The sequence below is a fragment of the Plantactinospora mayteni genome (assembly GCF_016862935.1).
Taxonomy (GTDB): Bacteria; Actinomycetota; Actinomycetes; order Mycobacteriales; family Micromonosporaceae; genus Plantactinospora; species Plantactinospora mayteni.
Genome location: NZ_BONX01000045.1, coordinates 44,869 through 68,664, shown reverse-complemented (window position 1 = coordinate 68,664; position 23,796 = coordinate 44,869). Strand labels below are relative to the sequence as shown.

Here is a 23,796-nt window from a genome sequence, read left to right as displayed (position 1 = left end):
GGCCACGCCTCCGATGTCGGTACGGCCCCGTTGCCACCATCGGCCGGCCGACCCGGCCAGCTTCCTGCGCCGGCCGACCCGGCCAGCGTCGTGCGCCGGCTGCCGGGGCCCCGTTGCGCGGATAGGGCGAAAGAACGTGGGCAGGACCGGGGTGGGCCGACCCCGGTCCTGCCCACGCCCGCCTAGGTGGATCAGGCGAACTCGATGTCGTCGTCCTGGATCACGACATCCCGCTCGATCGGCCGGCCGCTGGAGGAGTCCTTCCGCACGTACGAGCAGGTGAAGCCGGTCTCCTTGTCGATCTCGACCAGGGCCTTCTCCGGCATCTGGGCGCAACGCAGCGACGCGGGGTCGGCGAAGCGCTCGACGGACCGGGCGAACGCCTCGTGCACGCCGGCCCGGACCAGCAGCGCCTTCTGCGGCCGGGCCCGGTAGCTGGCGACGTACCGGCCGCCGGTGACCTCGACCTCGAACGGCACCTCCAGCCCCTGGTAGCTGACCGTGCAGGTGGTCTTCTGGTCGGCACTGCCGCTGATCTTCGCGGCGCAGCTCACGTCACTCTTGATCGAGATTCCGGCCTGTTTCGCCACCATCGACCGGAGTTCATAGTGGACTTTGCTCTCGAACGGGGCGTCGCGCTTCGGCGACGGCTCGGCGGGACTCGGCGTGGCGTACGGCTCGGTCGGCATCGCGACCGTCTCGCCCTCCGGCGCCGGGGCCGGAGCGGTGGTGGCCGGTCCGGCCGCCGGCTCCCCGCCGAACGACGACGCTTCGGTGTTCTCGGACCCGCCACAGGCGGTCATCGTGACCGCCAGGGCGGCGGCGGCCAGGGTGATCCGCGCTGACCTCAACATTTCGCAGGTGGACCTTTCGGAATCGGTGTTCGGTCGGCCGCGCCGGAGCCCGCCCGTCGGTCCTGGTCGGACCGGCTGGCGGATGCGTCGACGGGGCATCGATCGCAGGCGTTTCCCGCTCGTTAACGGCATTTGCCCGCACCCGCCTAGACTGGCAACGGGGTTGGACGGTGTAACAGGCCAGCGGCCGGACATTGACCGGTCATTTCGGCGGGCTGGTCGAAAGGAGCTGCGGCAGATGCGTACGGGGATGCCCGACGACACCGACCCGACCACGACGACAGCCAGCCTCGGCGCACTGATGCGGGCGTGGCGCGAGCGGGCGCTGCTGACCCAGGAAGAGCTGGCCGAGCGGGCCGGGCTGAACGCCCGTACCATCCGCCGGCTGGAGGGCGACGAGTTGCGGCGTCCCCGCAGCACCTCGCTGCGGTTGCTGGCGGAGGCGCTGGCGCTGAACCCGGCCGAGCAGGCCCTGCTGATCGGGTCGGCCCGAGGAGCGGGCGCCGGTGCGGGACGCGTCGCGACCGGTCCGGCCGGAACGGGCCAGGCCGAGGGCGGCGGCCCAGCGCCGACCGCCGACGACACCCGGGGCGGGCGCCCCGGGACGGCCGCGCCGACGATCGCCGCACTCCCGGTCGCCGTGCCCCGGCAGCTCCCCGCCGACCTGGCCGCCTTCACCGGCCGCACCGCCGAGTGCGCCCGGCTGGACGCGGTACTGGCCGGGGCGGGCGAACACCCGACGGCGGTACCGGTGATCCTGATCGCCGGCACTGCCGGGGTGGGCAAGACGATCCTCGCCGTGCACTGGGCACACCATGTCCGGGACCGTTTCCCCGACGGCCAGCTCTACGTCAACCTGCGCGGCTTCGAGCCCAGCGGATCGGCGCTCAGCCCGGCCGAGGCGGTACGCGGCTTCCTGGACGCGTTCGACGTCCCGCCACACCGGGTACCAAGCACGGTGGACGCCCAGGTCGGCCTCTATCGCAGCCTGCTCGCGGACCGGCGGGTCCTGGTGGTGCTGGACAACGCCCGGGACGCCGAACAGGTCCGTCCGCTGCTGCCCGGGTCGCCCGGCAGCCTGGTCGTGGTGACCAGCCGGAACCAGCTCACCAGCCTGGTCGCGGCGGCGGGCAGCCATCCGATGCTGCTCGGCATGCTCAGCGAGCCCGAGGCCCGGCAACTGCTGGCCCGGCGGTTGGGACCGGACCGGGCGGCAGCCGAACCAGCGGCGATCGACGAGATCGTCGCCCGCTGCGCGGGGCTGCCGCTGGCACTCTCCATCGTGGCCGCCCGAGCCGCCACCAATCCCGGCTTTCCCCTGGAGACCCTCGCCGCCGAGTTGCGGGACACCCTCGGCGGCCTGGACACGTTCGACGCCGGGGACCCGGTCACCGACGTGCGGGCGGTCTTCTCCTGGTCGTACCGGACGCTCGGCGCGGCGGCTGCCCGACTGTTCCGGCTGCTCGGAACGCACCCCGGGCCCGAGATCGGGGTCTCGGCGGCGGCCAGCCTGGCCGGCCTGCCGGTGCCCCGGGTACGCCCACTGCTGGCCGAGCTGACCCGGGCACACCTGCTCGCCGAGCACGTCCCCGGGCGGTACACGTTCCACGACCTGCTCCGGGCGTACGCGGCCGAGCTGAACGGGCTGGTCGACCCGGAGCCGGAGCGGCAGGAGGCCCGGTACCGGATGCTCGACCACTACCTGCACAGCGCGGACATCGCCGCCCTGCTGCTGCGCCCGGGTCTGCAACCGGTCGGGTTGGCCCCGCCCCGCCCGGGAACGGTGGTCGACGAGTTCGCCGACAGTTCGGCGGCGACCGTCTGGCTCGGCACCGAATATCCGGTACTGCTGGCCGCGATCGGGCTGGCCGCCGGCTCGGGCTTCGACACCCACGCCTGGCAGTTGGCCCGTACCCTGGACGACTTCCTCGACCGGCGCGGGCGGTGGGGCGACGTCGCCGCCGCGCAACGCACCGCGCTGGCCGCCGCGACCCGGTCCGCCAGCCCGACCGGGCAGGCGTACGCGCACCGGGGACTGTCCCGGGCCTACTTCGGGCTGGGCCGCTACGACGACTCGCACCTCCACCTGCGCCTCGCGCTGTCCCGCTATGTCGAGACCGGTGACCGGATCGGTCAGGCCGAGACGACCCGGAACGTCTGCCGGGTGCTGGAGCGGCAGGGACAATACCGGCCAGCGCTCGACTACGCGCTGCGTGCGCTGGAGCTGTATCCGCCGGACGGTCCGCCGACCGCTCGGGCCCGGCTGCACAACGACGTCGGCTGGCTACACGCCCTGCTCGGCGACTACCAGCAGACGCTGGTGCACTGCCGGCGGGCGCTGGCGGTGCACCAGCAGGCCGGCGACCCGGACGGCGAACCGAACACCTGGGACAGTCTCGGCTACGCCCACCACCATCTCGGCAACCACGACGAGGCGATCACCTGCTACCAGCGGGCGCTGCGGCTCTTCGCCGAGAGTGCTGACCGGGTCAACGAGGCCGAGACCCTGGTCCGGCTCGGCGACACCCAGCGGGTGGTCGGCGAGGTCGACGCGGCCCGGTCCTGCTGGGTACGCGCGCTGGAGATCCTCGCCGAGTTCGGCCATCCGGGCGCCGCGTCGGTGCGGGACAAACTCGCCCGGCTCAGCCCGGACCCGGTCCCGTCGCCCCTCAGCCCGGACCCGGTCCCGTCGTCCCTCAACCCGGAGTCGGCGCCGTCGTCCCTCAGCCCGGAGCCGGTGCCCTCGACCGCGTCCTGACCGTCCGAAGGGGCACGTCCGGCGAGGGATCCATCCGGCCGGCCCGGCGGGCGCTGGCGACGGTGCCGGGCGGATTCCGGTGTCCCGGACTCCGCCCGGCACCGCCGGTGCCGCGATCAGTGGACCTTTTCCACCTCCCCGTGCGGTCCGATGGACCGCGAGGTCGAACGCGGGGCGCGAGCGCCGCGCGGTTCAGGTTGAAGAGGTTCAGTCCTTCGGGCTGCCCTTCGGGGCGGTGTTCCACTCCGGGTTGCCCAACGTGGTGACCCAGGTCCGTACCGTGGCCACGTCGGCCGGGGCGAAGGCGAGGCTGAGCATCAGCAGCAGTCGCGCCTTCTGCGGCAGCAGGTCGTCCCCGGGGATGATGGGGGAGGTGCTGCTGCCGCCGTAGACCGAGCCGGAGCCGGTCCGGGTGGTACTGACGAAGACGACTCCCTTCGCGGCGGCGGCGCTCCGGGCGCTGCTCTGCGCCGAGGAGATGCCGCCGGAGCCGGTGCCGGCGGTGACGATGCCCTTCACCCCGGCGTCCGCGAAGGCGGTGATCGCCTCCCCGCCGGCCTGCTGGTAGCCGTAGACCACCTCGACCCGGGGTACCGCGGTCGGGGCGACCTTCGACAGGTCGAACGGGGTCAGCCAGCGCTTCTTCGCGTCGCACTCCTCGACCCGGGCCGGTGCCCGGCCGACCTTGATGTTCGGCCCGTCGACCCAGCCCAGTACGCCGAACTCCCGGGTCTGGAAGGTGTCCATCCGGTAGGAGCTGGTCTTGGTGACGTCCCGGGCGGCGTGGAACTCGTCGCCGAGCAGCAGCACCGTGCCGTAGCAGTAGGTGGACTGGCTGGCCGCCAGCACGATCGAGTTGTAGAGGTTGGCGGGCCCGTCGGCGCCGATCACCTGCGGCCCGTCCGGGGTCACCGCCGCCCACGGCCGCATCGCACCCGTGATCACCACCGGCTTGCGACTCTGCACGGTCAGGTCCAGCCAGTACGCGAACTCCTCCATGGTGTCGGTGCCACTGGTCACCACCACCGCGTCGGACGTCTTCAGCGCCGCCTCCACGGCCAGGGTGAGGGCGTGGAACTCGGCGATGGTGTAGCTGCCGGAGCCCTTGTTGCCGAACTGCACCGTCGAGACGTCGGCGACCTGTCCGATCTCCGGCTGGAGCCGGGCGACCATGTCGCCGATGGCGATCCGGCCGGACTGGTAGTCGGTGAAGCTGCTTCGGGAGGTGGCGACGCCGGAGATCGTGCCGCCGGTGCCGATCACCGTGACCTTCGGCTTCTTCGCCTTGGCCGAGGCCACCGCCTGGGCGTACGCGACGCTGCGGATCTCGGTCGGTCCGGTGACCCCGGAGACCGTGCCACTGATCGGGGGCAGCGCCACCGCCGTCGGTTCGGGGGAGCGGTCGACGACGGAGAGGACCGTGGCGGTGAGTGCCGCGCTGAGGACCGGAACGAGTACGGCGGTCAGCCGCCGAGGTGTCGGCCGGAGCCGACGGGAAAGGCTGGACAACGAGACCTCCAGTTGGGGGTTGGGGTGAACGGGCAGTTGGGGATGGGGGTAACGGGCATCGTCCGAGCTTCGGTTTTCCTCGGCGTTACAAGATCATTTCCCGTTGCCGCCTTTCGGAACGCGCCCGATCCATCGCCGGTATTCGATCTATTCTCCGGGGTGGAAGCTGCCGGTTTGGTCGTCTTCGGCCCGACGTTCGGCTGCCCGCCCCGCACCACGCCGGGCAAACAGCCGGCCCGGCTGTGACGAGCGGCACATTCGCCGCCGGAAGGTGAACCCGGGCCGGCCGACGGGCTACCCAGGACGGGATGGATGACGTCGACCGCGGGCTGCTGCACCGGGTGGCCGCCGGTGACCAGCGGGCTTTCGAGGAGCTGTACGTCCGGCACGGCCAGCCGCTGCTGGCGTACGCCGAGGGGCTGCTCGGCGACCGGGGGCGGGCCGAGGAGGCGCTCCAGGACACCTTCCTGGCCACCTGGCGGGGCGCCGGCTCGTTCGAGGGGCGGTCCACGGTGCGTACCTGGCTGTTCGGCATCTGCCGCCGGCAGGCGCTGGGCCGGATGACCGGACACCGGCCGGCGCCGCTGCCGATGGAGGCCGCCGCCGAGGTGCCGGCCGGCGAGCCCGGCCCGGAGGCGGTCGCGCTGGCCAGGGCCGACGCCCGGGCGGTGGCCGCCGCGCTGGCCGAGCTGGCTCCGGCGCACCGGGAGGTGCTGGACCTGGCGTTCGGCGCCGGGCTCGCACACGCCGAGATCGCCGAGGTACTCGGCATCCCGGTCGGCACCGTGAAGAGTCGACTGTTCCACGCCCGGGCCGGGCTCGCCCGGGCACTGCCCGACAACACCGGGCTCGGTCGGCCACTGCCCGAACGCGCTGCGCTCGGCCGGACACTGCCCGATGGCACCGGGTGTGGCCGGGCACTGCCCGACGACGTCGCGGCGGTCGGGGTTTCCGGACGGGAGGCGGGACCATGACCCACCCGAGTCACCTGCTGGCGGAGTTCGCCGCCGGCACGCTGCCGGACGACCGGGCCGGCCGGGTGGCCCGGCACGTCGCGGACTGTCCCGGCTGCGCCGCCGAACTGACCGGCTGGCATCAGGTGGCCGGTGCCGTCGGTGACCGGGTCGCGGCGGTCGCCGTACCGTCGCCCGGGCTGCTCGCCGGGGTGCTGTCCCGGCTGGCGCCGCACCGGGCCGGCGCGCCGGGCGTACCCCGGTATGCGGCACCGCTCGGCGGCGCCGCCACGCGTCGGGCGGTGCGGATCCTGGCCGCCCAGCGACGCCTGGTCGACCGGCGGGTCTGGCTGGTCGCCGCCGTGGTGCTGGCGGTCGGCACCGCCGTGGCCGGCTGGGCGCCGCCGGGAATCTCCGAACAGGTGCTGGCCATCGTGGTACCCCTGGTCGCGGCCCTGGGCGTCGCCGGGGCCTGCGGCAGCGGCACGGACGAGGCCGGCGAACTCGTGGCGGCGAGCCTGACCGGGGTACGCGCGGTGCTGCTGGCCCGGCTCACCCTGGTGCTCGGCGCGATCTTCGGCGCCGCCTCGGTCGCCTCCCTCGGCCTGGTCTGGTTCGACGCCGGTACGCCGCTGGTGCTCTTCGCCGCCTGGCTCGGCCCGATGGCGCTGCTCTCGGCGGTCAGCTTCGCGCTGTCGGTGCTGTGGCGACCGGCGGTCGGGATCGGGGTCGCCATGGTCCTCTGGGTACTCCGGCTGCTGGCCGGCGCCAACGCCCTGGACGGCACGGTGGACGGGCTGGTCGAGCCGCTGTGGCGGACCAGCGCACCGCTGCTGCTGGTGGCGGCGCTGCTGATGGCCGGCACGGTCGTACTGCTGCCCCACCTGCCGGCCGGCCTCGGGCGCCGCGCCTACGGCCGGTGACGCCTCCCGATGTGGCCCGGGTCACCGACCGTACCGGTGAACCCCGGCGGCCCGCCGCCCCACCCAGTGACGTGATGGCCCAACATTCCTGGCGGATACCACCGCCAGCCGCCCCCCAACTGTGGCGGTACGAGGCACGCCGCGCCGGCTGGGCGGCCGGCGTCGCGGCACCGGCGGCGCTGCTGGTCGCGGCGGCGATGGCCCTGCTCGCCGGCAACGGCGGGGCCGGACGGCGGCAGATCGGCGACCTGCTGCTCACCGGCCTGGAAGCCCTGCTGCCGCTGGCGGTGGCGATGACCGCGGTGACCCTGGTGGCCCGGGACGGCTGCCGGGAGCTGCAACTCGCCCTACCCACCCGGTACGCCCACACGCTCGGCCGCCGGCTCGGGGTGCTGGCGCTGGCTGCCGCGCTCTCCGCGCTGGTCTACTCGGCCGGGCTCGGGCTCACCGGCTGGTGGACCGGGCCGGACCCGCTCGCCTCGCCACTGGTCTGGGCGCCGCCGACGATCTGGCTCGCCGCCCTGGCGGTGCTGCTGGCCGTACTCGGTCGCAGTGTCGTGGTGGCCACGAGTGCGGTCGCCGGGCTCTGGCTCTGCGAGCAGATCTTCGCCGCCATGCTGGTCGGCCACGACTGGACCCGCCCGTTCTTCCTCTTCACCACCAGCCGGGTGGGGACCGGGGAGGGCTGGCTGACGAACCGGCTGGTGCTGACTCTCACCGGGTTGCTGCTCGTCGCCGTGGTCGCGCTGCTGCTGCGCCGGCCGCATCTGCTGTTGTCCGAGGAGGAGGAGTGAGCGGGATGTCGGAACTGCTCGCGGTCGGCCGGTACGAGTTCCGGATGCAGGTCCGCAAGCGGTCGCTGTGGCTGGCGACGCTGGTCCTGGCGACGGTGATCGCCCTGTTCCAGGGCCCGCGCGGGCCCCGCTACCTGCCGGCGGACGCCACCGCGCCGGAGGTGATGGCCGGCTGGGCGCTGCTGTTCGGCATCGTGGTGCCGCTCGGCTTCGGCATGGTGCTGGCCGACCGGCTGGTCCGGGACCGCCGGCTCGGCACCGCCCCGCTGCTGGAGAGCCTGCCGATCCGGCCGGGGCTGCTGCTGGCCGGGAAGTACCTCGGCGGGCTCGCCGCCACCGCCCTGCCGGCGTTGCTGGCGATGCTGCTCGCCGGTGGCTACGAGACCGTGCACCGGGGCGACCCGCTGATGCTCGGCTGGGCGGTGCTCGGGTTCGCCGTCGTCATGCTCCCCGGACTGGCCTTCGTCGCCGGCTTCGCCCTGACCTGCCCGCTGGCGATCTCCGCCCCGCTGTTCCGGGTGCTCTTCGTCGGCTATTGGTTCTGGGGGAACATGCTCACCCCGGACTTCCTGCCGTCACTGACCGGCACCCTGGTCACGCCGATCGGCGACTATCCGGCGAGTTGGCTCTCAGGTGAGCTGGCGCTCTTCGCCGGCGTACCCGGCTGGCTCTCCTTTCTGCGCCCCGAGCCCGGCGCCGGCAGCGCGCTGCTCAGCGTCGCCCTGCTCGTCCTGCTCGGCCTGCTGCCCCTGCTGGTCGCACACACCGTCCTGTCGCGCCGCCGCCAGCACGCCGCCTGACGCGTCTCACCCTGGGAGAAAGGCTCACCTCGCATGGACATCCAGACCACCGGCCTGACCCGCCGGTTCGGCAAGGTCACCGCGCTGCACTCGGTCGACCTGGCCATCCCCGGCGGCATGTACGGCCTGCTCGGCGCGAACGGCGCCGGCAAGACCACGCTGATGCGGATCCTGGCCGGGGTGCTGCCGCCCAGCGGCGGGCAGGTGCGGGTCGGCGGGCACGACCTGACCACCAGCGCCGGCCGGCTGGCGGTGCAGCGCCGGCTCGGCTACCTGCCGCAGGATCTCGGCCTCTATCCCGACCTGTCACCCCGGGAGTTCCTGGACTACGTCGGGTTGCTGAAGGGGCTCGACGACACCCGGGCGCGGCACCGGCAGGTCGACGAGCTGCTGGAGTTGGTGGCGCTGACCGAGGTCGCGGGCCGGCGGATGAAGGGCTTCTCCGGTGGGATGCGGCGGCGGGTCGGCATCGCGCAGGCGTTGCTGGGTGACCCCGCACTGATCGTGGTGGACGAGCCGACCGCCGGGCTGGACCCGGAGGAGCGGGTACGGTTCCGGACCCTGCTGGCCGGGCTGGCCGGTCATCGTACGGTGCTGTTGAGTACGCACATCGTGGAGGACGTGGCGCAGACCTGTCAGCACGCGGCGGTGATGGCGGGTGGTCGGGTGGTCTACACGGGGATGGTGACCGATCTGGTGCGGGTCGGTGAGGGTGCCACCTGGGAGGTGACCAGTTCCGGTCCGGCGCCGACGGTCGGGGTGGTGGTCTCGGCGATCAGTCGGACCGACGGCACCCACTACCGGGTGGTCAGCTCGTCCCGACCGAGCCCGGACGCGGTGCCGGTGCCACCGTCGCTTGAGGACGGTTACGTCGCGCTGATGCAGCGTGCCAGCGCACGGGCCCACACCGTACCGGGCGGGCTGCGGCTGCCGTCCTGAGCCAGCCGGCATCCAAGCAGCGCAAGCGGGCGAAACGCTTCATCGCCCACCTACTCGACCGAGCCGATCTCGTCACCCCGCCGTGACCCCACGGCAAGCTATGCCGGCGGCTCCAGCGTCCACGGATCAGCCCGCACGGTGCCCTTGGCGATGCGCTCAGATCGGTTCTTGAGCGCTTCCAGAACGCGGTAGCGGAAGCCGTCGATCGCCTTACCCGTCTTGTGACCGTCGTCGTAGACCTCCATGCAGTGATCCTGAAGATCATCCGCGCAGACCAGAATCAGGCCGGTGAGCGGATCGACGGGGAACACCACGCTCCAGAACTCCGGAGCGTGCACACACATAACCGCTCCCGCCGGCCACGGACCGGTCCCACCGGCTGGCCCGTGCTGATCTAGACGGGTGCCTCATCTAAGGCAAGCTGCGCCTCGAACGCCCCAGCGGCGGAGGAGAGCCGGACCTGAACCGCGACGCTCGCCACGTAGTCGTTCCCGGCCCCGTGCCGCCCCTCGGGTGCGTGCGCCAACTCGTGCGCCAGTCGTTCGGCCACCTTCTGCCGACGCCTGACGTCCTCATCCAGCCAGTCCGGCTCACGCCCCTGCACCCACCACAGCCTGCCACCACCCGCCCCGGTCAGGCGACCCGGTCCCGGGTCTGGTCCAGTCGGGGCGCGTGGCACAGGCTCAGGAGGGTACCTTGCCGATGTGCTTGCCTTGACGATTCAGGAGATTGCCACGGTTGTGGGCGGAACCGTTCACGATGCTGTCGACCCGTCCGCCGTGACTGTTACCGCCCCCGTTGTCTTTGATTCGCGCAAGGTGGAGCCGGGTGGGTTGTTCGTGGCCCTGCCGGGTGAGCGGGTGGACGGGCATGACTACGCGGCTGCGGCGGTGGAGGCCGGCGCGGTAGGTGTGCTGGCGTCGCGGCCGGTCGGTGTGCCCGCGATTGTGGTTGCGGATGTGCCCGCCGCCTACGGCCGGTTGGCGCGGGCGGTGGTGGACCGGCTGACCGACACGACCGTCATCGGAGTGACGGGTTCGGTGGGCAAGACCTCGACCAAAGATGTCCTCAGTCAGGTGTTGGCCGCGTTCGGGCCGACCGTGGCTAACCGGGGGTCGAACAACAACGAGCTGGGCTTGCCGTACACGGTCAGCCGGGCCACCGAGGACACCTGCTATCTGGTGTTGGAGATGGGCGCGCGGGGGATCGGGCACCTGACCTACCTGACCGGGGTGGCGCCGCCGAAGGTTGGTGTGGTGACGAGGGTCGGGGCCGCGCATCTGGGCGAGTTCGGTTCGGTGGACAACATCGTGATCGCCAAGGGTGAGCTGGTTGAGGCGTTGCCGGCCCGGTATGACGGTGGTGTCGCGGTGCTCAACGCCGATGACCCGTTGGTTGTGGGTATGGCGTCGCGTACCCGGGCCAGGGTGGTCACGTATGGGCTGGCCGACGGTGCGGACGTGCGGGCCGAGGACGTGGCGGTGGACGGGCAGGGCCGTCCAGGGTTCCGGCTCGTCTTCGACGGTGAGCGGGCCGAGGTGCGGTTGCGGCTCTACGGGTCGCATCAGGTGTCCAACGCGCTTGCTGCCGCCGCCGTGGCGCTTGGTTTGGGGCATCCGGTCGGGGCGGTGGCCGAGGCGTTGTCGAGGGCGGACGCGTTGTCTCCGGGACGGATGCAGGTCAGCACCCGGGCGGATGGGGTCACGGTCATCAACGATGCGTACAACGCCAGCCCGGACGCGATGCGGGCGGCGTTGCAGGCGTTGGCGGATATGGCCGCTCCGCATGGCCGGCGTGCTGTTGCGGTGTTGGGTGAGATGGCCGAGCTGGGCGAGCACTCGGCGCAGACGCACCGGGAGATCGGGGAACGGGTCGCCCAGGTCGGCGTGGACTGGCTGGTCGCGATCGGCGGGCCGGATGCCGGCCAGTACGCGGAGGCGGCATCGGCTGGTGGCGTGCCGGTGGAGCGGGTTCCGGACGTGGCCAGCGCGCTGGGTACGGTGCGGGCCGGGTTGCGGGCTGGGGATGTGGTGTTGGTGAAGGCAGCGAACAGCGTCGGGCTCCAGGAACTCGCGCGCCAGTTGACGGAGCCCGACGCTGTTACGGCCTGACGGCTAGGCCACCTGCACCGCCCGGTCGGTGAGGTGGTCGAGGATGACCGGCCCGTAGGTGGTCACGTCGCCGGTTCCCATGGTCACCACCACGTCACCGGGCTTCGCCATCGCGGCGATGCTCGACGTGGCGTGCTCCCGGCTCAGTGCGAGGGTGTAGCGGCCATCGCCCAGCGAGGGGAGGAGCGCCCCGGTGTCGGCGGTGGCCTGACCGGGCGGGAGGGTGCCGTGCACGTCGAGCAGCATGACGTGATCGGCGCCTTCCGCGAGGGTGGCGCCGATGCGGTCACCGAACGCGGTCACGCGGGCGTGACCGGACGGCTGGAAGACCACCAACACCCTGCCCCCGGCGAGGGTCAGGGTGCGGGCTGCGGACAGGTCGGCGTGGATCTCGTCGGGGTGGTCGGCGTAGGTGTCGATCACCGTCACCCCGTCGTAGGTGTCGATGTGCTCGAACCGGCGCCGCACGCCGGCGAAGGTTGAGATTGCCCGCGCGGCGTTGTCGGCGTCGATGCCGAGCGCGACCGCGCAGGCCAGCGCGGCGACCGCGTTGTGGGCGTGATGCGTTGCCGGAGTCGCCAGGGCGAGGGTGACCTGACGACGTTCGGGCAGTGCCACGTCGGCCCGCAGGCCCCACCCACGCGCGGTGACGTTAATCAGGCGAATGTCCGCCGTGACGTGCCGCCCGTAGCGGACCACCCGTACGTCGGGCCGGTTCACGCGGATGCGGCTGGCGACCTCCATCGCGCCGTCGTCGTCGGCGTTGACGACCAGGACCCCGCCCGAGGTGATGCGCTGCGCGAAGGTCGTGTAGGCGTTGACGAGATCGGCGTGGTCGACGAAGTTCTCCGGGTGGTCGTCCGTGACGTTGCTGATCACCGCCATCCACGGGGTGAGGAAGTGGAACGACCGGTCCGACTCGTCCGCCTCCGCGATCAGCAGGTCGGAGCCGCCGAGCCGGGCACCCGAGCCGGGTAGGCGCAGGTTCGCGCCGATCAGATAGGTCGGATCGGTACCGAGGTCGCGCAGGGTGGTGGCGAGGAGGGCGGTGGTGGTGGACTTGCCGTGCGACCCGGACACCGCCACCAGACGATGCCCGGCGCTCAGCGCGTCGAGGACCTGAGCACGGTGGACCACCGGGATACCGGCCTCGCGGGCAGCGGTCACCTCAGCGTTGTGACCGGCGACGGTGGTGTAGACGACGCACGAGGCGCCCACGATGTGCTCCGGGCGATGCCCGAGGTGCACGGTAATCCCGGCCAGACGCAGCGTCGCCACGGAGACCGAACTGGCGATGTCGCTGCCGGTGACCCGGTGTCCCGACTCCATGAGCAGTCGGGCGAGGCCGGACATGGCGGTGCCGCCGATGCCGACGAAGTGGGGGCGGGACAGGTCGAAGGGGCCGGTGTACGGGTCGCGCGTGGGGTTACCGGTGAGAGTGTCGGTCATGATGCCCGTTCTCCTTTTTTAATCCATCAACAACCTGTTGTCCTGTACGGGGCCGATGCCGGCGGCATCACCTCCTCTCCATGCGGTAGCCGCCGTCATGTGCGACCGCGAGGCACGCGCGCATTCCGCAGCGATGCGCGCATGTCATCGAGCCTGCGCACATTCGATGTACGACCGGACGGGGCTGGCACCTTCGGAACCCGCCGGAGCCCGGCGGCCTGTACGTAGATCTGCCGACGCGTCACCGCGTTGCGGCTGCCGTCAAGTTGGTAACCATCCAGCCACGCCCATCCGTAATAGGTAGGGTGGTTGTCGACGCGGATCACGCGGAAGAGAAAGGCCGACGTGCCACCAAATTGCACACTCGCGGACCGCCCAACATAAACGAGGTCACCGGCCCTTAACCCGTTGCTGCCCGATCGATCCGGCTGCATGAGCGAACACCTCAACCCGCTTGCGCGAGCGGGCCGGGAATACCCACCCGCCGCGCACCGATCAACTCCGGCCGTGTCGGTCCTGGCAACCGGCGAGGCAGCCGCAACGCGAACATGAACACCTTGGATGCCTGCTCGTGCTCCACGCGCGGACCAGGCACACCACACGCCAGACACAAGCCCGACTTCCGACGAATACGCGTCTCTCCTCGATGGCCGAAGCGGCGCACGCTTGCCGCGCCCGCGCCAGTGAACGCATCGCCGACTCCACTGCCACGACAGCTCCTCATGGCGTTCGCCCGGCCTGCTCCGAAATGACATGGGTCGTGAGCCTTCCGCAGTGCGGACACCAACGCGCCTTGACCTTGAACGACAGAAGCCCAGCGAGGAATCCGACCAACGACGCGGCAATCACAGCGCCAACCAACATCACGCACCATTCCCCTCCCGGTCAGCCCGATTGACCTGACCGCCGACCCCATCACGGTCATTGCTTAGTGAGGTAACTCCTAGTCGCGGCGTCGATAGGGTCGTAGCGACGGTGGTTGCCCGCATCAAGGACCTGTGATCACTTACATTGATGAACCTTCACTTGAAGGGCTCCGTTTGGCCGGCGATGAGCATTTCGCGGAGTCGGGCTCGAAGCCGCGCGGAGCCTGGGGCCATTCCGTTTGATCGATGCTGGTGTCCGTGTCGGTCCGTCTGGTCACGCACGGCGCGGTAACGGTGTCGACACCGGTCCCTCTGGCGCCGGTGGGCCGATACGTGGCCAGCACCGCCAACGAGGTCGCGGACTCCACGACCCCGGGACGCCAGGACCCGCCACGATAGACCCAAACCCGGTCACCCGGCTTGTAGCCGCTCGTTGCTGGTATTTCGGTGGCTGGCCGTTCGGCTGGAGTGATGGCGGGTGGCGGCATCATCGATCATCCACTTCCCTTTTTCTAGTGTTCTTGCCGGAATTTCTTCGGGCAGGATTCCGGCCCGAGAAATTGAAGGGTTTGCGACGGTATTGATTGAGAAGGCGGGTTCCGGTAAAGCGAGCGCGGTTGGTCGCGAAGAAGGCAGCGTTCTCCGCGAGCGAGCACCTGGGGTCGGGCCGAGGACCTGAGGAAATTGATGACCTGACGCGATCCGGTCTCGGGCTGCGGCGGGGCATTCATAAAGGACTCCGCACCGAGCAGTGTCTCGGGGACACATTCGACGTCACCAAGGTTGACTGTTGCCCCGTCATCGCCGCCCCCAGTCGTCCCTGCCCGGCCAGCCCACACCGACCGGACGGGCAGCGGCGACGCCTCCGCAGCGGCGCCGCTCCGGCACCTGCACTCGCGGGGCGTTGCCGGCACCCGTACGCGTTCCATAGACGATGAAGAACCCCAGATCGGCGTCTCGCCCGGCATCGAGCACCGCCCGAAATGCACGCCGCGTTGGCTCTGCCGGCCAGCGGTGCACACCAAGCTCCAACTTGCCGATGTAGTTCGCGTTCAACCGGATCACCACGCCCGTGGCAGCGAACACCACCGCGTTGACCGCCTCGGCCAACTCCTGACGCGACATCGCCCGCCCCGAGCCCGACGGCGATAGCCGCGCGAGCCGCGCCTGTCGAAGCCGCTCGTTCGGTCCCTGCATTCGCTCAACCACTCCCCACTTGCGTCCTGGCTCCGGTGCCCCGTGCGTCCGCAGCGGCGCAACGCCCCCTACCAGCCCACCCACCGTGACGGCGAGCGAACCCGCACAGGACGGTGGGAGCCAGCAGGGGGCCGCCGCCCGATGTCGGCAGGGATGCCCGTCAGGCGTTCTCTACTGGAGCGATCTCGGCGACAATGCGAAGCGTGCAGGTCACCGCTCGTTACGGCCACTCGTGGAGGTATAGGAAGCAGTCGCTATGCCTGCATGTATGCCGATCACGTCAGACGGGGGCATAGTTGAACCACATAAACGCCCAACATGGCGCCAAGCTAGGAGCCGCTACCAGACTGGTGTCACACGCCATGCCTGCGATGTATTCGCATGTCAAGGGCCTGCCTTGATGATCAAGGCGCCGTCGGAGATGCTCGACCGGCCCGAGTTCAGGCGTGCGCTCCGGTCCGGTGACTGGTCGACGGTGCTTCAGATGCTCGTTCGAGAGACCGGGGCATCGCAGACTGACATCGCGGTAGCGGTCGGCGTCTCACAGCCGCACGTCTCGCGGCTGATGAACGGTCAGAGCAAGGAGCCGGGCATCCGCACAGTGCGAGCACTTTGCGACGGCTTGGGCGTCCCGAGGTCGCTCGCGGGCTTGCTCGATGACCAGGAGGACGACACGAACCGCCGCCAGTTCCTAGCGGGCGCAGCAGGCGTCTCGGGGCTCGCGTTGATCGGCACCGTCGAGGGAGACGTTCCCGTCGAGACGCAGGACGAGGAGCGGCTGTTGACGATCCCGTCCGCCACATACCGCCGGCTAGAGCAGCGTCTACCGTCACGCAGCCTCATCGCGCCGGTCAGCGCTCACCTTGCCCTTGTCCGCCAACTTGCCAGCCGCGACGGACACTCACCAGCACACACCCGCCGCCTGCGCGCCGTACTCGCCGAGACGGCCGGACTCGCCGCGTGGCTGTACGTCGATGTAGAAGATCGGGCGACCGCTCGACGTCACTACCAGCTCGCCGTGCGGGCGGCCGAACGTTCAGGACACCCCCTGCTGCCCGCGTACATGCAGGCGAGCATGAGCCAATTCGCCGCGAACTGTGGCGACGCCGCCGAAAGTGTGCGTCTCGTCGCGGACGCCCGGCATCGGCTTCCCCGTTCAGCGCCGGCTATTGCCGGAATCTGGATGGACGCTATCGAGTCGCTCGCCCTCGCGCAGATCAAGGACCGGAATGCGCTCGCAAAGTTGGACCAGGCCGAAGCGCGGCTGAATCGTGCATCGAACGATGAACCGGTCTGGCCGTGGATCTTCCGGTTCGATGAGCGGAAGTTGGCCGGTTTCCGGGCGCAGGTTGCCGGAAAACTCGGCCGCGTAAAGACCGCCGAAAAGGCACTACGGATATCCTACGATCCGCAGCAGGCGCCCAAGCCGCGCGCCGTCATGGACGTCTTGCGGGCCGGTGTACTGGCGCAGGCCGGCAAAGTCGACGAGGCTTGTAAGGTGGCAGCCGAGGCATTCGACATCGGCCAAGCCTATGACTCAGAGCGGGTTACGCGCTCCGTTGCCGCATTCCGCAAAACGCTCGGTACACAGTCTGGGCGTGCAGTATCAGAGCTTGACGAACGCTTGTATTCCACGTATCGGGAGGAACCTTGATCCGGGTAGCAGTAAGCGGCCATCGTGGGCTAGCCCTCGACGTGGCGGAATTGATCGCCCAAGGGGTTGAGGCAGAACTTGAACGGCTCGCACCCAGCGGCGCCGAACTGGTCGGGTTGTCCTGCTTAGCAGACGGCGCGGATCAGATATTCGCTACCGCCGTGTTGAATCGCGGCGGGCATATCGAGGTGATCGTTCCCGCCGAAAAGTACCGTGACGGCCTTCCCGAGGACGCCAAAGCGCAGTACGACAACCTGTTAAGCCGCGCCACGGCGGTGCACAGTCGAACGCACGTAGAGTCAACATCCGAAGCACACATGGACGCGAGCCGCTTCATGGTAGACAGTGCCGATCACCTCATCGCAGTGTGGGACGGCGAGCCCGCGCGCGCCTATGGTGGCACCGCCGACGTGGTGCAGTACGCACAGGACAAACGGCTACCGGTTTCGGTTGTCTGGCCGGTCGGAGCCCGGCGTGACTAGTCGGATCCCTCTCCACAGGGGACAAACGGCGCAATGGCGCTCAGCCCCAATGACTCGATCATTGATCCGTCAGGCGGTAAGGGAGCTGAAATGACCGAGTTCGCAGACGTCACCTGGCGCAAGAGCACCCGCTCGCAGAACAACGGCGCGTGCGTCGAGGTTGCCCGCAAGGGTGACGTCATCGGCGTGCGTGACTCGAAGGACCTTGCCGGCCCGGTCCTACGGTTCACGCCGGCCGAGTTCGCAACGTTCCGTGAAGGCGTGGCCAAGGGTGAGTTCGACGGCCTGATCTAGGGCAATCCTGGACGGTAGAACACCAGGCGTCGGCGAGCCCGGGGCGGGTGCTGTGGCCAACGGTTTCCGCCAGGTCGGCGTGGCGGGATGCCGCCCCCGCCCGCCTCGGTGCCGATCCAGTCGACAGGGCTCGGAACGTCGGAAGGGGCACAGGTGCGGTCGACCACGTGCGGTGCGATCGAGATCACCGCTAGGTCGGCCAGCAGAGGGTCCCGCTCGGCGATGCCGTGGTCCAGACCACCGAACGCGGCACGGCCCAGCAGGTCGCCGGGTACCTGCGCCACGGCGACGACGAGCCCGCCTCCGGCACCTGGCCGGGGGCGGGCTCGCGGCGGGTCGGCTCCGAGCCGGCGCTGCCGCTTCACCAGCAGCCCGGACGTCCCGACGGAGGGCACCGCTCAGGAGAGGAAGGCACCGTATCGGCCGTTGAGGATCCGGTCCTTCTGCGCCTGGTTGAAGTGGGTGTTCGGGTAGTTGTAGAAGGACGCCGACATCGGTGTGCCGTCGGTGTAGGTGGAGTCCGGCAGGCCCAGGGCGTGGCCGAGTTCGTGCACCATGCCGCCGTACCAGCGGTTCATGTTGCCGTTGATGCCCGCCGCGCCGTCCGCGTCGTGGCCGCTGAGGATGACCCAGCCGTTGCCACCGCCGCCTCCGGCGCCGTCACCCTCCGCACTGATCTCACCGACGTTGATCCAGCGGTTGTCCGGTGCTCCCAGGCCGAACTTGCGCCTCAGCTCGGCCTGCATGTTGCACACGGTCCACCAGTACTTCTCCCCGCACGCCGGGGTGTTCTCGTACCAGGTGCGTCGCTGGTCTCCGTTGACGACCTCGACGACCGGGTCGTTCAGCCGGAACGTCCTGCCCAGTTCCTGGCGGTAGTACCGTTGCGCCTCGCGCATCACGTTCGCGATGCCGTCCGGGTAGCGCTGGTCGTACGCCACGTCGGCGGGCTTGAGCCAGAAGACCCGTACGGTCCCGTTCGGCGGGGCGGCGGAGGCGGCCGGCGGGGCGACCAGGGCTGCGGTGAGGACGCTCGCCATCACCACGCCCACTGCCAGGCCGGCACGCCAGCCACGCCATCTCGACCGTGTCGTCGACCGCTTCGGTTCGGTTGTCATACCTCGTCCTTCCATGGGCCGGGCCGGAGGCAGCAGAGGCGGACGATGTGGAACGTGCACTTTCCACAGCCCGTGACACCTTCCGGCATCGTGGGACCCCAGCGACCGAGCGCCGGCAACGGGACGGTCCGACGCTGGGAGAACTGGGCCGCGCCTGGACACACCCGGGTCGGTGACCGATCGCGCCGTCGTACCTGGGGCGAGAAGAGCTTCGGCACTTCGGCCGTGGGGTCACTGGGACTCACAACCCACCATGGCGGACGAAAACCTTTTCGGCAACGCTTCGATGGCAATCGATGTGAGGAAAATCTGCTGAGGTCGTGCGACACCTGCACCACCCGCTGCTGCCGAAAAGGTTTCGGTGTTGCGCCCTCCGCCGCCTTCGTCCGGACAGGACAGTAGGGCCTTCCCCCGTACGGACGCGGTGGTCAGCAAGATTTCCGGGCCCGTCGACCGCCCCTAGCGTTGGCGGCGACCTCGACAAGCGGGGCGTCGACGGCACCGAGGAGACGTCGACAACACAAGAACGGGGGGCACCCGCCAGATGGCCGAACATCGCCGTAGAGACCTGCTCCGTACCACCGCGGTCGCCGCCGTGGCCGCCGGGATGGCAGCCCATCAGCTCCACCGGCCGGCGCCCGCCGCCGTCGTGTCGGCCGGCGACTGCCCGCCACCGTTCGGCCCGGTCGCGGTGGGCCCGGACGACCCGCGTTACCCGGATCTGGTCCGCCGGGGCAACCGTCGGTTCGTCGGTACCCCCGACCAGGTCCGGGTGGTCGGCTCGACCGAACAGGTCCGGGCCGCGGTGCAGGCCGGAGTGCAGGCCGGCCAGCGGATCGCGGTACGCAGCGGCGGGCACTGCTTCGAGGACTTCGTGGACAGTCCGCAGATCCGGATGGTCATTGACCTGTCCGGGATGACCGGCGTCTACTACGACCCGCTGCGGAACGCGTTCGCGGTCGAGGCGGGCGCGACGCTGGGCGAGGTGTACCGCCGGCTCTATCTCGGCTGGGGCGTGACCCTGCCCGGCGGCTCGTGCCCGGGGGTGGGCGCCGGTGGGCATGTCGCCGGCGGCGGGTACGGGCCGCTGTCCCGGTTGCACGGTCTGGTCGTCGACCACCTCTACGCCGTCGAGGTCGTCACGGTGGACCAGTCCGGTACGGCCCATACCGTGGTCGCCACCCGTGAGCGGGACGACCCCAACCGGGAACTGTGGTGGGCGCACACCGGCGGCGGGGGCGGCAACTTCGGAGTCGTCACCCGGTACTGGTTTCGCTCGCCGGGTGCGACCGGCGACGACCCGAGCCGGCTGCTGCCCCGGCCGCCCGGGTCCGTACTGACCTTCACGGTCCAGTGGCCGTGGCAGGGCATGACCGAGCGGGGATTCGCCCGGCTGGCCCGCAACTTCGGCGACTGGTGCGTCCGGCACCGCGCTCCCGGTACGCCGCAGGCCAGCCTCTACGGCGAACTGTTGCTGACCCGCCGGCCGGCCGGCAACCACACGCTGGTCGGCCAGGTCGCCGGCGGTGCCGACGGCGCACGACTGCTGGACGAGCACATCGCCGTGCTGGGTGCGGGGGTCGGGGTGGCGCCGATCCGTACCGAGGAAAGCCTGCCGTGGTTGACCTCGGCGCTGCGGGGCAACGGCGACGACGGCAAGCGGTGGCGCCTCAAGACCAAGGCGGGATACCTCCGCCGCGGGCTCACCAACCGGCAGATCGCCGCCGCCTACCACCACCTGACCCGCGCCGACTACGACAACCCGGTCGGATCGTTGAGCCTCAACACCTACGGTGGGCAGATCAACACCGTAGCGTCGGCGGCGACCGCCACCGCGCAGCGCGACTCGGTGATCAAGCTGTTCTACCTCGCGGGCTGGGTCGACCCGGCCGAGGACGCCCGGCACCTGGCGTGGATCCGCGAGTTCTACCGCGACGTCTACGCTGACACCGGCGGAGTGCCGGTGTCCGGCGACGTCAACGACGGCTCCTACATCAACTACCCGGACGTCGACCTCGCCGACCCGGCCTGGAACACCTCCGGCGTGCCGTGGCACTCGCTCTACTACGGGGCCAACTATCCGCGGCTACGGGCGGCGAAGGCGCGCTGGGATCCCCGGAACGTGTTCCGGCACGGCCTCTCCGTCCAACCCGGCTGACTCCGGCCGCCCTGGCTGAACCTGGCGGCCCCGGCCAGCCCCGGCCGGGGCCACCGGCGCGGAACCCGCGCGGAGCCGGGCGTACACGGGGCAGCACATGGGGCGTATACCGGCGATGTTCCGGCCGATTACCCGCCGTCAGCGGACCGTTGCGTCCCCTAGCATCGCCGGTAGTCGATCTCGGGTCGGACGCCGGCAGCCGCCCGCGCGGGCCCGTGTCGGCGCGAGGGGAGGAGACAGGTCATGAGACATCCGATCGGATCGGCTGGCCGGTGGGGGACGCGCGGGCTGCCGGCCTGGACGGCCGCGGTGCTGGCCGTGGTGATGGCGGCGGCGATGGCACCACCCGCGTCCGCGAAGCCCGTCTCGGCGGACGAGGGTGTGATCCGCAACGCCGGTGGGGCGACAGCGGTGGCGGACAGCTACCTCGTGGTGTTCCGGGACTCCGTCGTGGCCGCGCGTGCGGTGGGCGACCGGGCCGGCGCGGTGGCCGGCCGGGTCGGGGGCGAGGTCGCCCGCACGTACCGGCACGCCGTGCGTGGGTTCGAGTTCACCGGTACGGCCGCGATGGCCAAGCAGGTCGCGGCCGACCCGTCGGTGGCGTACGTGGAGCAGAACCACCGGGTGCGCAAGAGCGACACCCAGTCGCCGACCCCGTCCTGGGGACTGGACCGGATCGACCAGCGACCGCTGGCGCTGGACAACAGTTACACCTATCCGACGACCGCCTCCGGCGTCCGGGTCTACGTCGTGGACACCGGTATCCGGTTCTCGCACAGCACCTTCGGCGGACGGGCGATCTCCGGCTACGACGCCATCGACGGCGGGACGGCCGACGACTGCGACGGCCACGGTACGCACGTGGCCGGCACCGCGGGTGGCCGCGAGTACGGGGTGGCCAAGGGAGTCACCCTGGTCGCGGTACGGGTGCTCGACTGCGCGGGCGAAGGCACCTACGGGCAGGTCATCGCCGGCATCGACTGGGTCACCGGAGACCATGACCTGGGCGAGCTGGCGGTAGCGAACATGAGCCTGGGTGGGCCGGCGGCGGTCACGGTGAACACGGCGGTGGAGAACGCGATCGCTGACGGGGTGAGCTTCGCGGTCGCGGCCGGCAACGAGACCAGCGACGCCTGCGACAGCTCGCCGGCCAGCGCGCCGAACGCGATCACCGTGGCGGCGACCGGGGGTCTCCAGGGCGGTTCCGGGCGCAGCGACGCCCGGGCGTCGTTCTCCAACTACGGCAACTGCGTCGACATCTTCGCCCCGGGGGTGGCGATCACCTCCTCGACGATGGACAGCAACACTTCCAGCGACTCGTGGGACGGCACCTCGATGGCGTCGCCGCACGTGGCCGGCGCGGCGGCGTTGGTGCTCGCCCAGAACCCGACGTTCACCCCGCGACAGGTCCGGGACCACCTGGTCGGCAATGGCACCACCGGGGTGGTGACCAACCCGGGACCGGGCTCGCCGAACGTCCTGCTGCACGTCGAGAGCGCCGCGCCGCCGGAGCACGACTTCAGCGTCTCGGTCGCGCCGGCCGCCGGCTCGACGCCGCCGGGCGGCTCGCTGACGGCGACGGTGAACACGACGGTCACGGCCGGCGACCCCCAGCCGGTGGCGTTGACCGCGAGCGGGCTGCCGGCCGGTACGACGGCCTCGTTCGCGCCTGCCTCGGTCACCTCGGGCGGGTCGGCGACGCTGACGATCAGCGTCGGGGCGGCGACGCCGCCGGGCAGCTACCCGGTGACGGTCACCGGCACCGGCACCGAGGCCACCCGTACGGCGACGTACGCGCTGACCGTGGAGGGGCCGCCGGGCTGTTCCGGGTCGAACGACACCGACACACCGATCCCGGACTCGTCCACTGTGGAGAGCACGATCACGATCTCCGGGTGTGCCGCCACCCCGTCGGCGACCAGCAGCGTCGAGGTGCACATCGTGCACACCTACCGGGGTGACCTGGTGGTGAGCCTGGTCGCGCCGGACGGCAGCGCGTACGTGTTGCACAACCGTACCGGCGAGGGTGCCGACAACCTGGACCAGACGTTCGGCGTCGACCTCTCCGGCGAGGCGGCGAACGGCACCTGGCGGCTGCGGGTGCAGGACGCCGCCGCGCAGGACGTGGGGTACCTCGACTCGTGGCGCCTCGACCTGGGCGGCGGTGGAGGCGGTCCGCAGACCTGTTCGGCCAGCAACCCCACCGACCTGACGATCCCGGACGGGTCGACCGCGGAGAGCACGATCACGATCTCCGGCTGCCCCGGCAACGCCGCCGCGACCAGCACCGTGGAGGTACGCATCGTGCACACCTGGATCGGTGACCTGGTGGTGAGCCTGGTCGCGCCGGACGGCAGCGCGTACGTGCTGCACAACCGTACCGGCGGCGACGCCGACAGCCTGAACCAGGTCTACGCCGTGGACCTCTCCGGCGAGGTGGCGAACGGCACCTGGCGGCTGCGGGTGCAGGACGCCGCCGTGCTCGACGTCGGCTATCTCGACTCGTGGTCGCTCGACCTGCGCGGCGGTGGCGTGCCGACGGTCTGCTCCGGCAGCAACGGTACGGACGTGGCGATCCCGTACGGGTCCCCCGTGCAGAGCGCGATCAGCCTGTCGGCGTGTTCCGGCAACGCGTCGGCGACCAGCAGCGTCGAGGTGCACATCGTGCACACCTGGATCGGTGACCTGGTGGTGAGCCTGGTCGCGCCGGACGGCAGCACCTACGTGCTGCACGACCGGGCCGGCGAGGCGGCCGACAACATCGACCGGACCTACCAGGTGGACCTGTCCGGGGAGGCCCGCAACGGTACCTGGCAGTTGCGGGTGCAGGACATGGCGCTCGGGGACACCGGCTACCTCGACCGATGGTCACTGACACTCTGACCCGACTCAACCCGACCCGCCCTGACCGGCCCAGTTCGACGACCTGGGCGTGGA

19 protein-coding genes are annotated in these 23,796 nt (G+C 70.8%); 12 read left to right on the top strand and 7 right to left on the bottom strand.

Features of this window, described 5'->3' with window-relative positions:
* Positions 1–191 precede the first annotated feature (191 nt).
* On the bottom strand, positions 192–854 hold the full coding sequence (locus Pma05_RS30030; protein WP_203860855.1) for a hypothetical protein: 663 nt from the start codon (positions 852–854) through the stop codon (positions 192–194).
* Positions 855–1,092: 238 nt separating this feature from the next.
* Here Pma05_RS30030 and Pma05_RS30025 point away from each other — a divergent pair, with 238 nt between their 5' ends.
* On the top strand, positions 1,093–3,612 hold the full coding sequence (locus Pma05_RS30025) for an ATP-binding protein (protein WP_203860854.1): 2,520 nt from the start codon (positions 1,093–1,095) through the stop codon (positions 3,610–3,612).
* Positions 3,613–3,819: 207 nt separating this feature from the next.
* Here the strand turns inward: Pma05_RS30025 and Pma05_RS30020 are convergent, their stop codons facing one another.
* On the bottom strand, positions 3,820–5,121 hold the full coding sequence (locus Pma05_RS30020; RefSeq protein ID WP_203860853.1) for an asparaginase: 1,302 nt from the start codon (positions 5,119–5,121) through the stop codon (positions 3,820–3,822).
* Positions 5,122–5,429: 308 nt separating this feature from the next.
* On the opposite strand from Pma05_RS30020, the gene Pma05_RS30015 reads away from it, so the two are divergent.
* Genes Pma05_RS30015 through Pma05_RS29995 form a run of 5 tightly spaced genes read left to right on the top strand, consistent with a single transcriptional unit; the run spans position 5,430 to position 9,530 of the window.
* Positions 5,430–6,095 carry an RNA polymerase sigma factor gene (locus Pma05_RS30015; protein ID WP_203860852.1) on the top strand — a complete coding sequence of 222 codons (666 nt, stop codon included), beginning with the start codon at positions 5,430–5,432 and terminating at the stop codon, positions 6,093–6,095.
* Positions 6,092–6,997: a cupin domain-containing protein gene (locus Pma05_RS30010; RefSeq protein WP_203860851.1), complete on the top strand. Its 906-nt coding sequence runs from the start codon at positions 6,092–6,094 to the stop codon at positions 6,995–6,997. Before Pma05_RS30015 ends, Pma05_RS30010 begins: the two co-directional genes overlap by 4 nt.
* Positions 6,994–7,791, top strand: a complete 798-nt coding sequence (locus Pma05_RS30005) for a hypothetical protein (RefSeq protein ID WP_203860850.1) — start codon at positions 6,994–6,996, stop codon at positions 7,789–7,791. Before Pma05_RS30010 ends, Pma05_RS30005 begins: the two co-directional genes overlap by 4 nt.
* The gene (locus Pma05_RS30000; protein WP_203860849.1) at positions 7,788–8,591 is read left to right on the top strand and encodes an ABC transporter permease; all 804 of its coding nucleotides are present in this window, start codon (positions 7,788–7,790) and stop codon (positions 8,589–8,591) included. Before Pma05_RS30005 ends, Pma05_RS30000 begins: the two co-directional genes overlap by 4 nt.
* Before the next feature lie 33 nt (positions 8,592–8,624).
* Positions 8,625–9,530 carry an ABC transporter ATP-binding protein gene (locus tag Pma05_RS29995; RefSeq protein WP_203860848.1) on the top strand — a complete coding sequence of 302 codons (906 nt, stop codon included), beginning with the start codon at positions 8,625–8,627 and terminating at the stop codon, positions 9,528–9,530.
* A gap of 98 nt (positions 9,531–9,628) precedes the next feature.
* Here the strand turns inward: Pma05_RS29995 and Pma05_RS29990 are convergent, their stop codons facing one another.
* Positions 9,629–9,868 (bottom strand): hypothetical protein, encoded by a 240-nt coding sequence (locus tag Pma05_RS29990; protein ID WP_203860847.1) that lies wholly within the window; start codon positions 9,866–9,868, stop codon positions 9,629–9,631.
* 56 nt (positions 9,869–9,924) lie between these two features.
* Positions 9,925–10,134 (bottom strand): hypothetical protein, encoded by a 210-nt coding sequence (locus tag Pma05_RS29985; protein ID WP_203860846.1) that lies wholly within the window; start codon positions 10,132–10,134, stop codon positions 9,925–9,927.
* A 100-nt stretch (positions 10,135–10,234) separates the two neighbouring features.
* Here Pma05_RS29985 and Pma05_RS29980 point away from each other — a divergent pair, with 100 nt between their 5' ends.
* Positions 10,235–11,641, top strand: a complete 1,407-nt coding sequence (locus Pma05_RS29980; RefSeq protein WP_239313358.1) for a UDP-N-acetylmuramoyl-tripeptide--D-alanyl-D-alanine ligase — start codon at positions 10,235–10,237, stop codon at positions 11,639–11,641.
* A 3-nt stretch (positions 11,642–11,644) separates the two neighbouring features.
* Here the strand turns inward: Pma05_RS29980 and murC are convergent, their stop codons facing one another.
* Together murC and Pma05_RS29970 are read right to left on the bottom strand one after the other, a co-directional pair.
* Complete coding sequence (gene murC / locus Pma05_RS29975) at positions 11,645–13,090, bottom strand: UDP-N-acetylmuramate--L-alanine ligase (RefSeq protein ID WP_203860845.1); 1,446 nt, start codon at positions 13,088–13,090, stop codon at positions 11,645–11,647.
* A 1,664-nt stretch (positions 13,091–14,754) separates the two neighbouring features.
* Complete coding sequence (locus Pma05_RS29970) at positions 14,755–15,153, bottom strand: hypothetical protein (RefSeq protein WP_203860844.1); 399 nt, start codon at positions 15,151–15,153, stop codon at positions 14,755–14,757.
* 400 nt (positions 15,154–15,553) lie between these two features.
* Here Pma05_RS29970 and Pma05_RS29965 point away from each other — a divergent pair, with 400 nt between their 5' ends.
* The 3 genes from Pma05_RS29965 to Pma05_RS29955 all read left to right on the top strand — a co-directional run bounded on the left by Pma05_RS29965 (position 15,554) and on the right by Pma05_RS29955 (position 17,583).
* Complete coding sequence (locus tag Pma05_RS29965) at positions 15,554–16,807, top strand: helix-turn-helix domain-containing protein (protein WP_203860843.1); 1,254 nt, start codon at positions 15,554–15,556, stop codon at positions 16,805–16,807.
* 41 nt (positions 16,808–16,848) lie between these two features.
* A complete protein-coding gene (locus Pma05_RS29960; RefSeq protein WP_239313356.1) occupies positions 16,849–17,289 on the top strand; it encodes a hypothetical protein in 441 nt (146 codons plus the stop codon).
* Positions 17,290–17,379: 90 nt separating this feature from the next.
* On the top strand, positions 17,380–17,583 hold the full coding sequence (locus tag Pma05_RS29955; RefSeq protein ID WP_203860841.1) for a DUF397 domain-containing protein: 204 nt from the start codon (positions 17,380–17,382) through the stop codon (positions 17,581–17,583).
* 398 nt (positions 17,584–17,981) lie between these two features.
* Here the strand turns inward: Pma05_RS29955 and Pma05_RS29950 are convergent, their stop codons facing one another.
* Positions 17,982–18,701, bottom strand: coding sequence for a hypothetical protein (locus Pma05_RS29950; RefSeq protein WP_239313354.1), 720 nt, complete (start codon positions 18,699–18,701; stop codon positions 17,982–17,984).
* 544 nt (positions 18,702–19,245) lie between these two features.
* On the opposite strand from Pma05_RS29950, the gene Pma05_RS29945 reads away from it, so the two are divergent.
* Positions 19,246–20,859, top strand: a complete 1,614-nt coding sequence (locus tag Pma05_RS29945) for an FAD-binding oxidoreductase (RefSeq protein ID WP_239313352.1) — start codon at positions 19,246–19,248, stop codon at positions 20,857–20,859.
* A 243-nt stretch (positions 20,860–21,102) separates the two neighbouring features.
* A complete protein-coding gene (locus Pma05_RS29940) occupies positions 21,103–23,742 on the top strand; it encodes a proprotein convertase P-domain-containing protein (RefSeq protein WP_203860840.1) in 2,640 nt (879 codons plus the stop codon).
* The last annotated feature ends 54 nt before the right edge of the window (positions 23,743–23,796 follow it).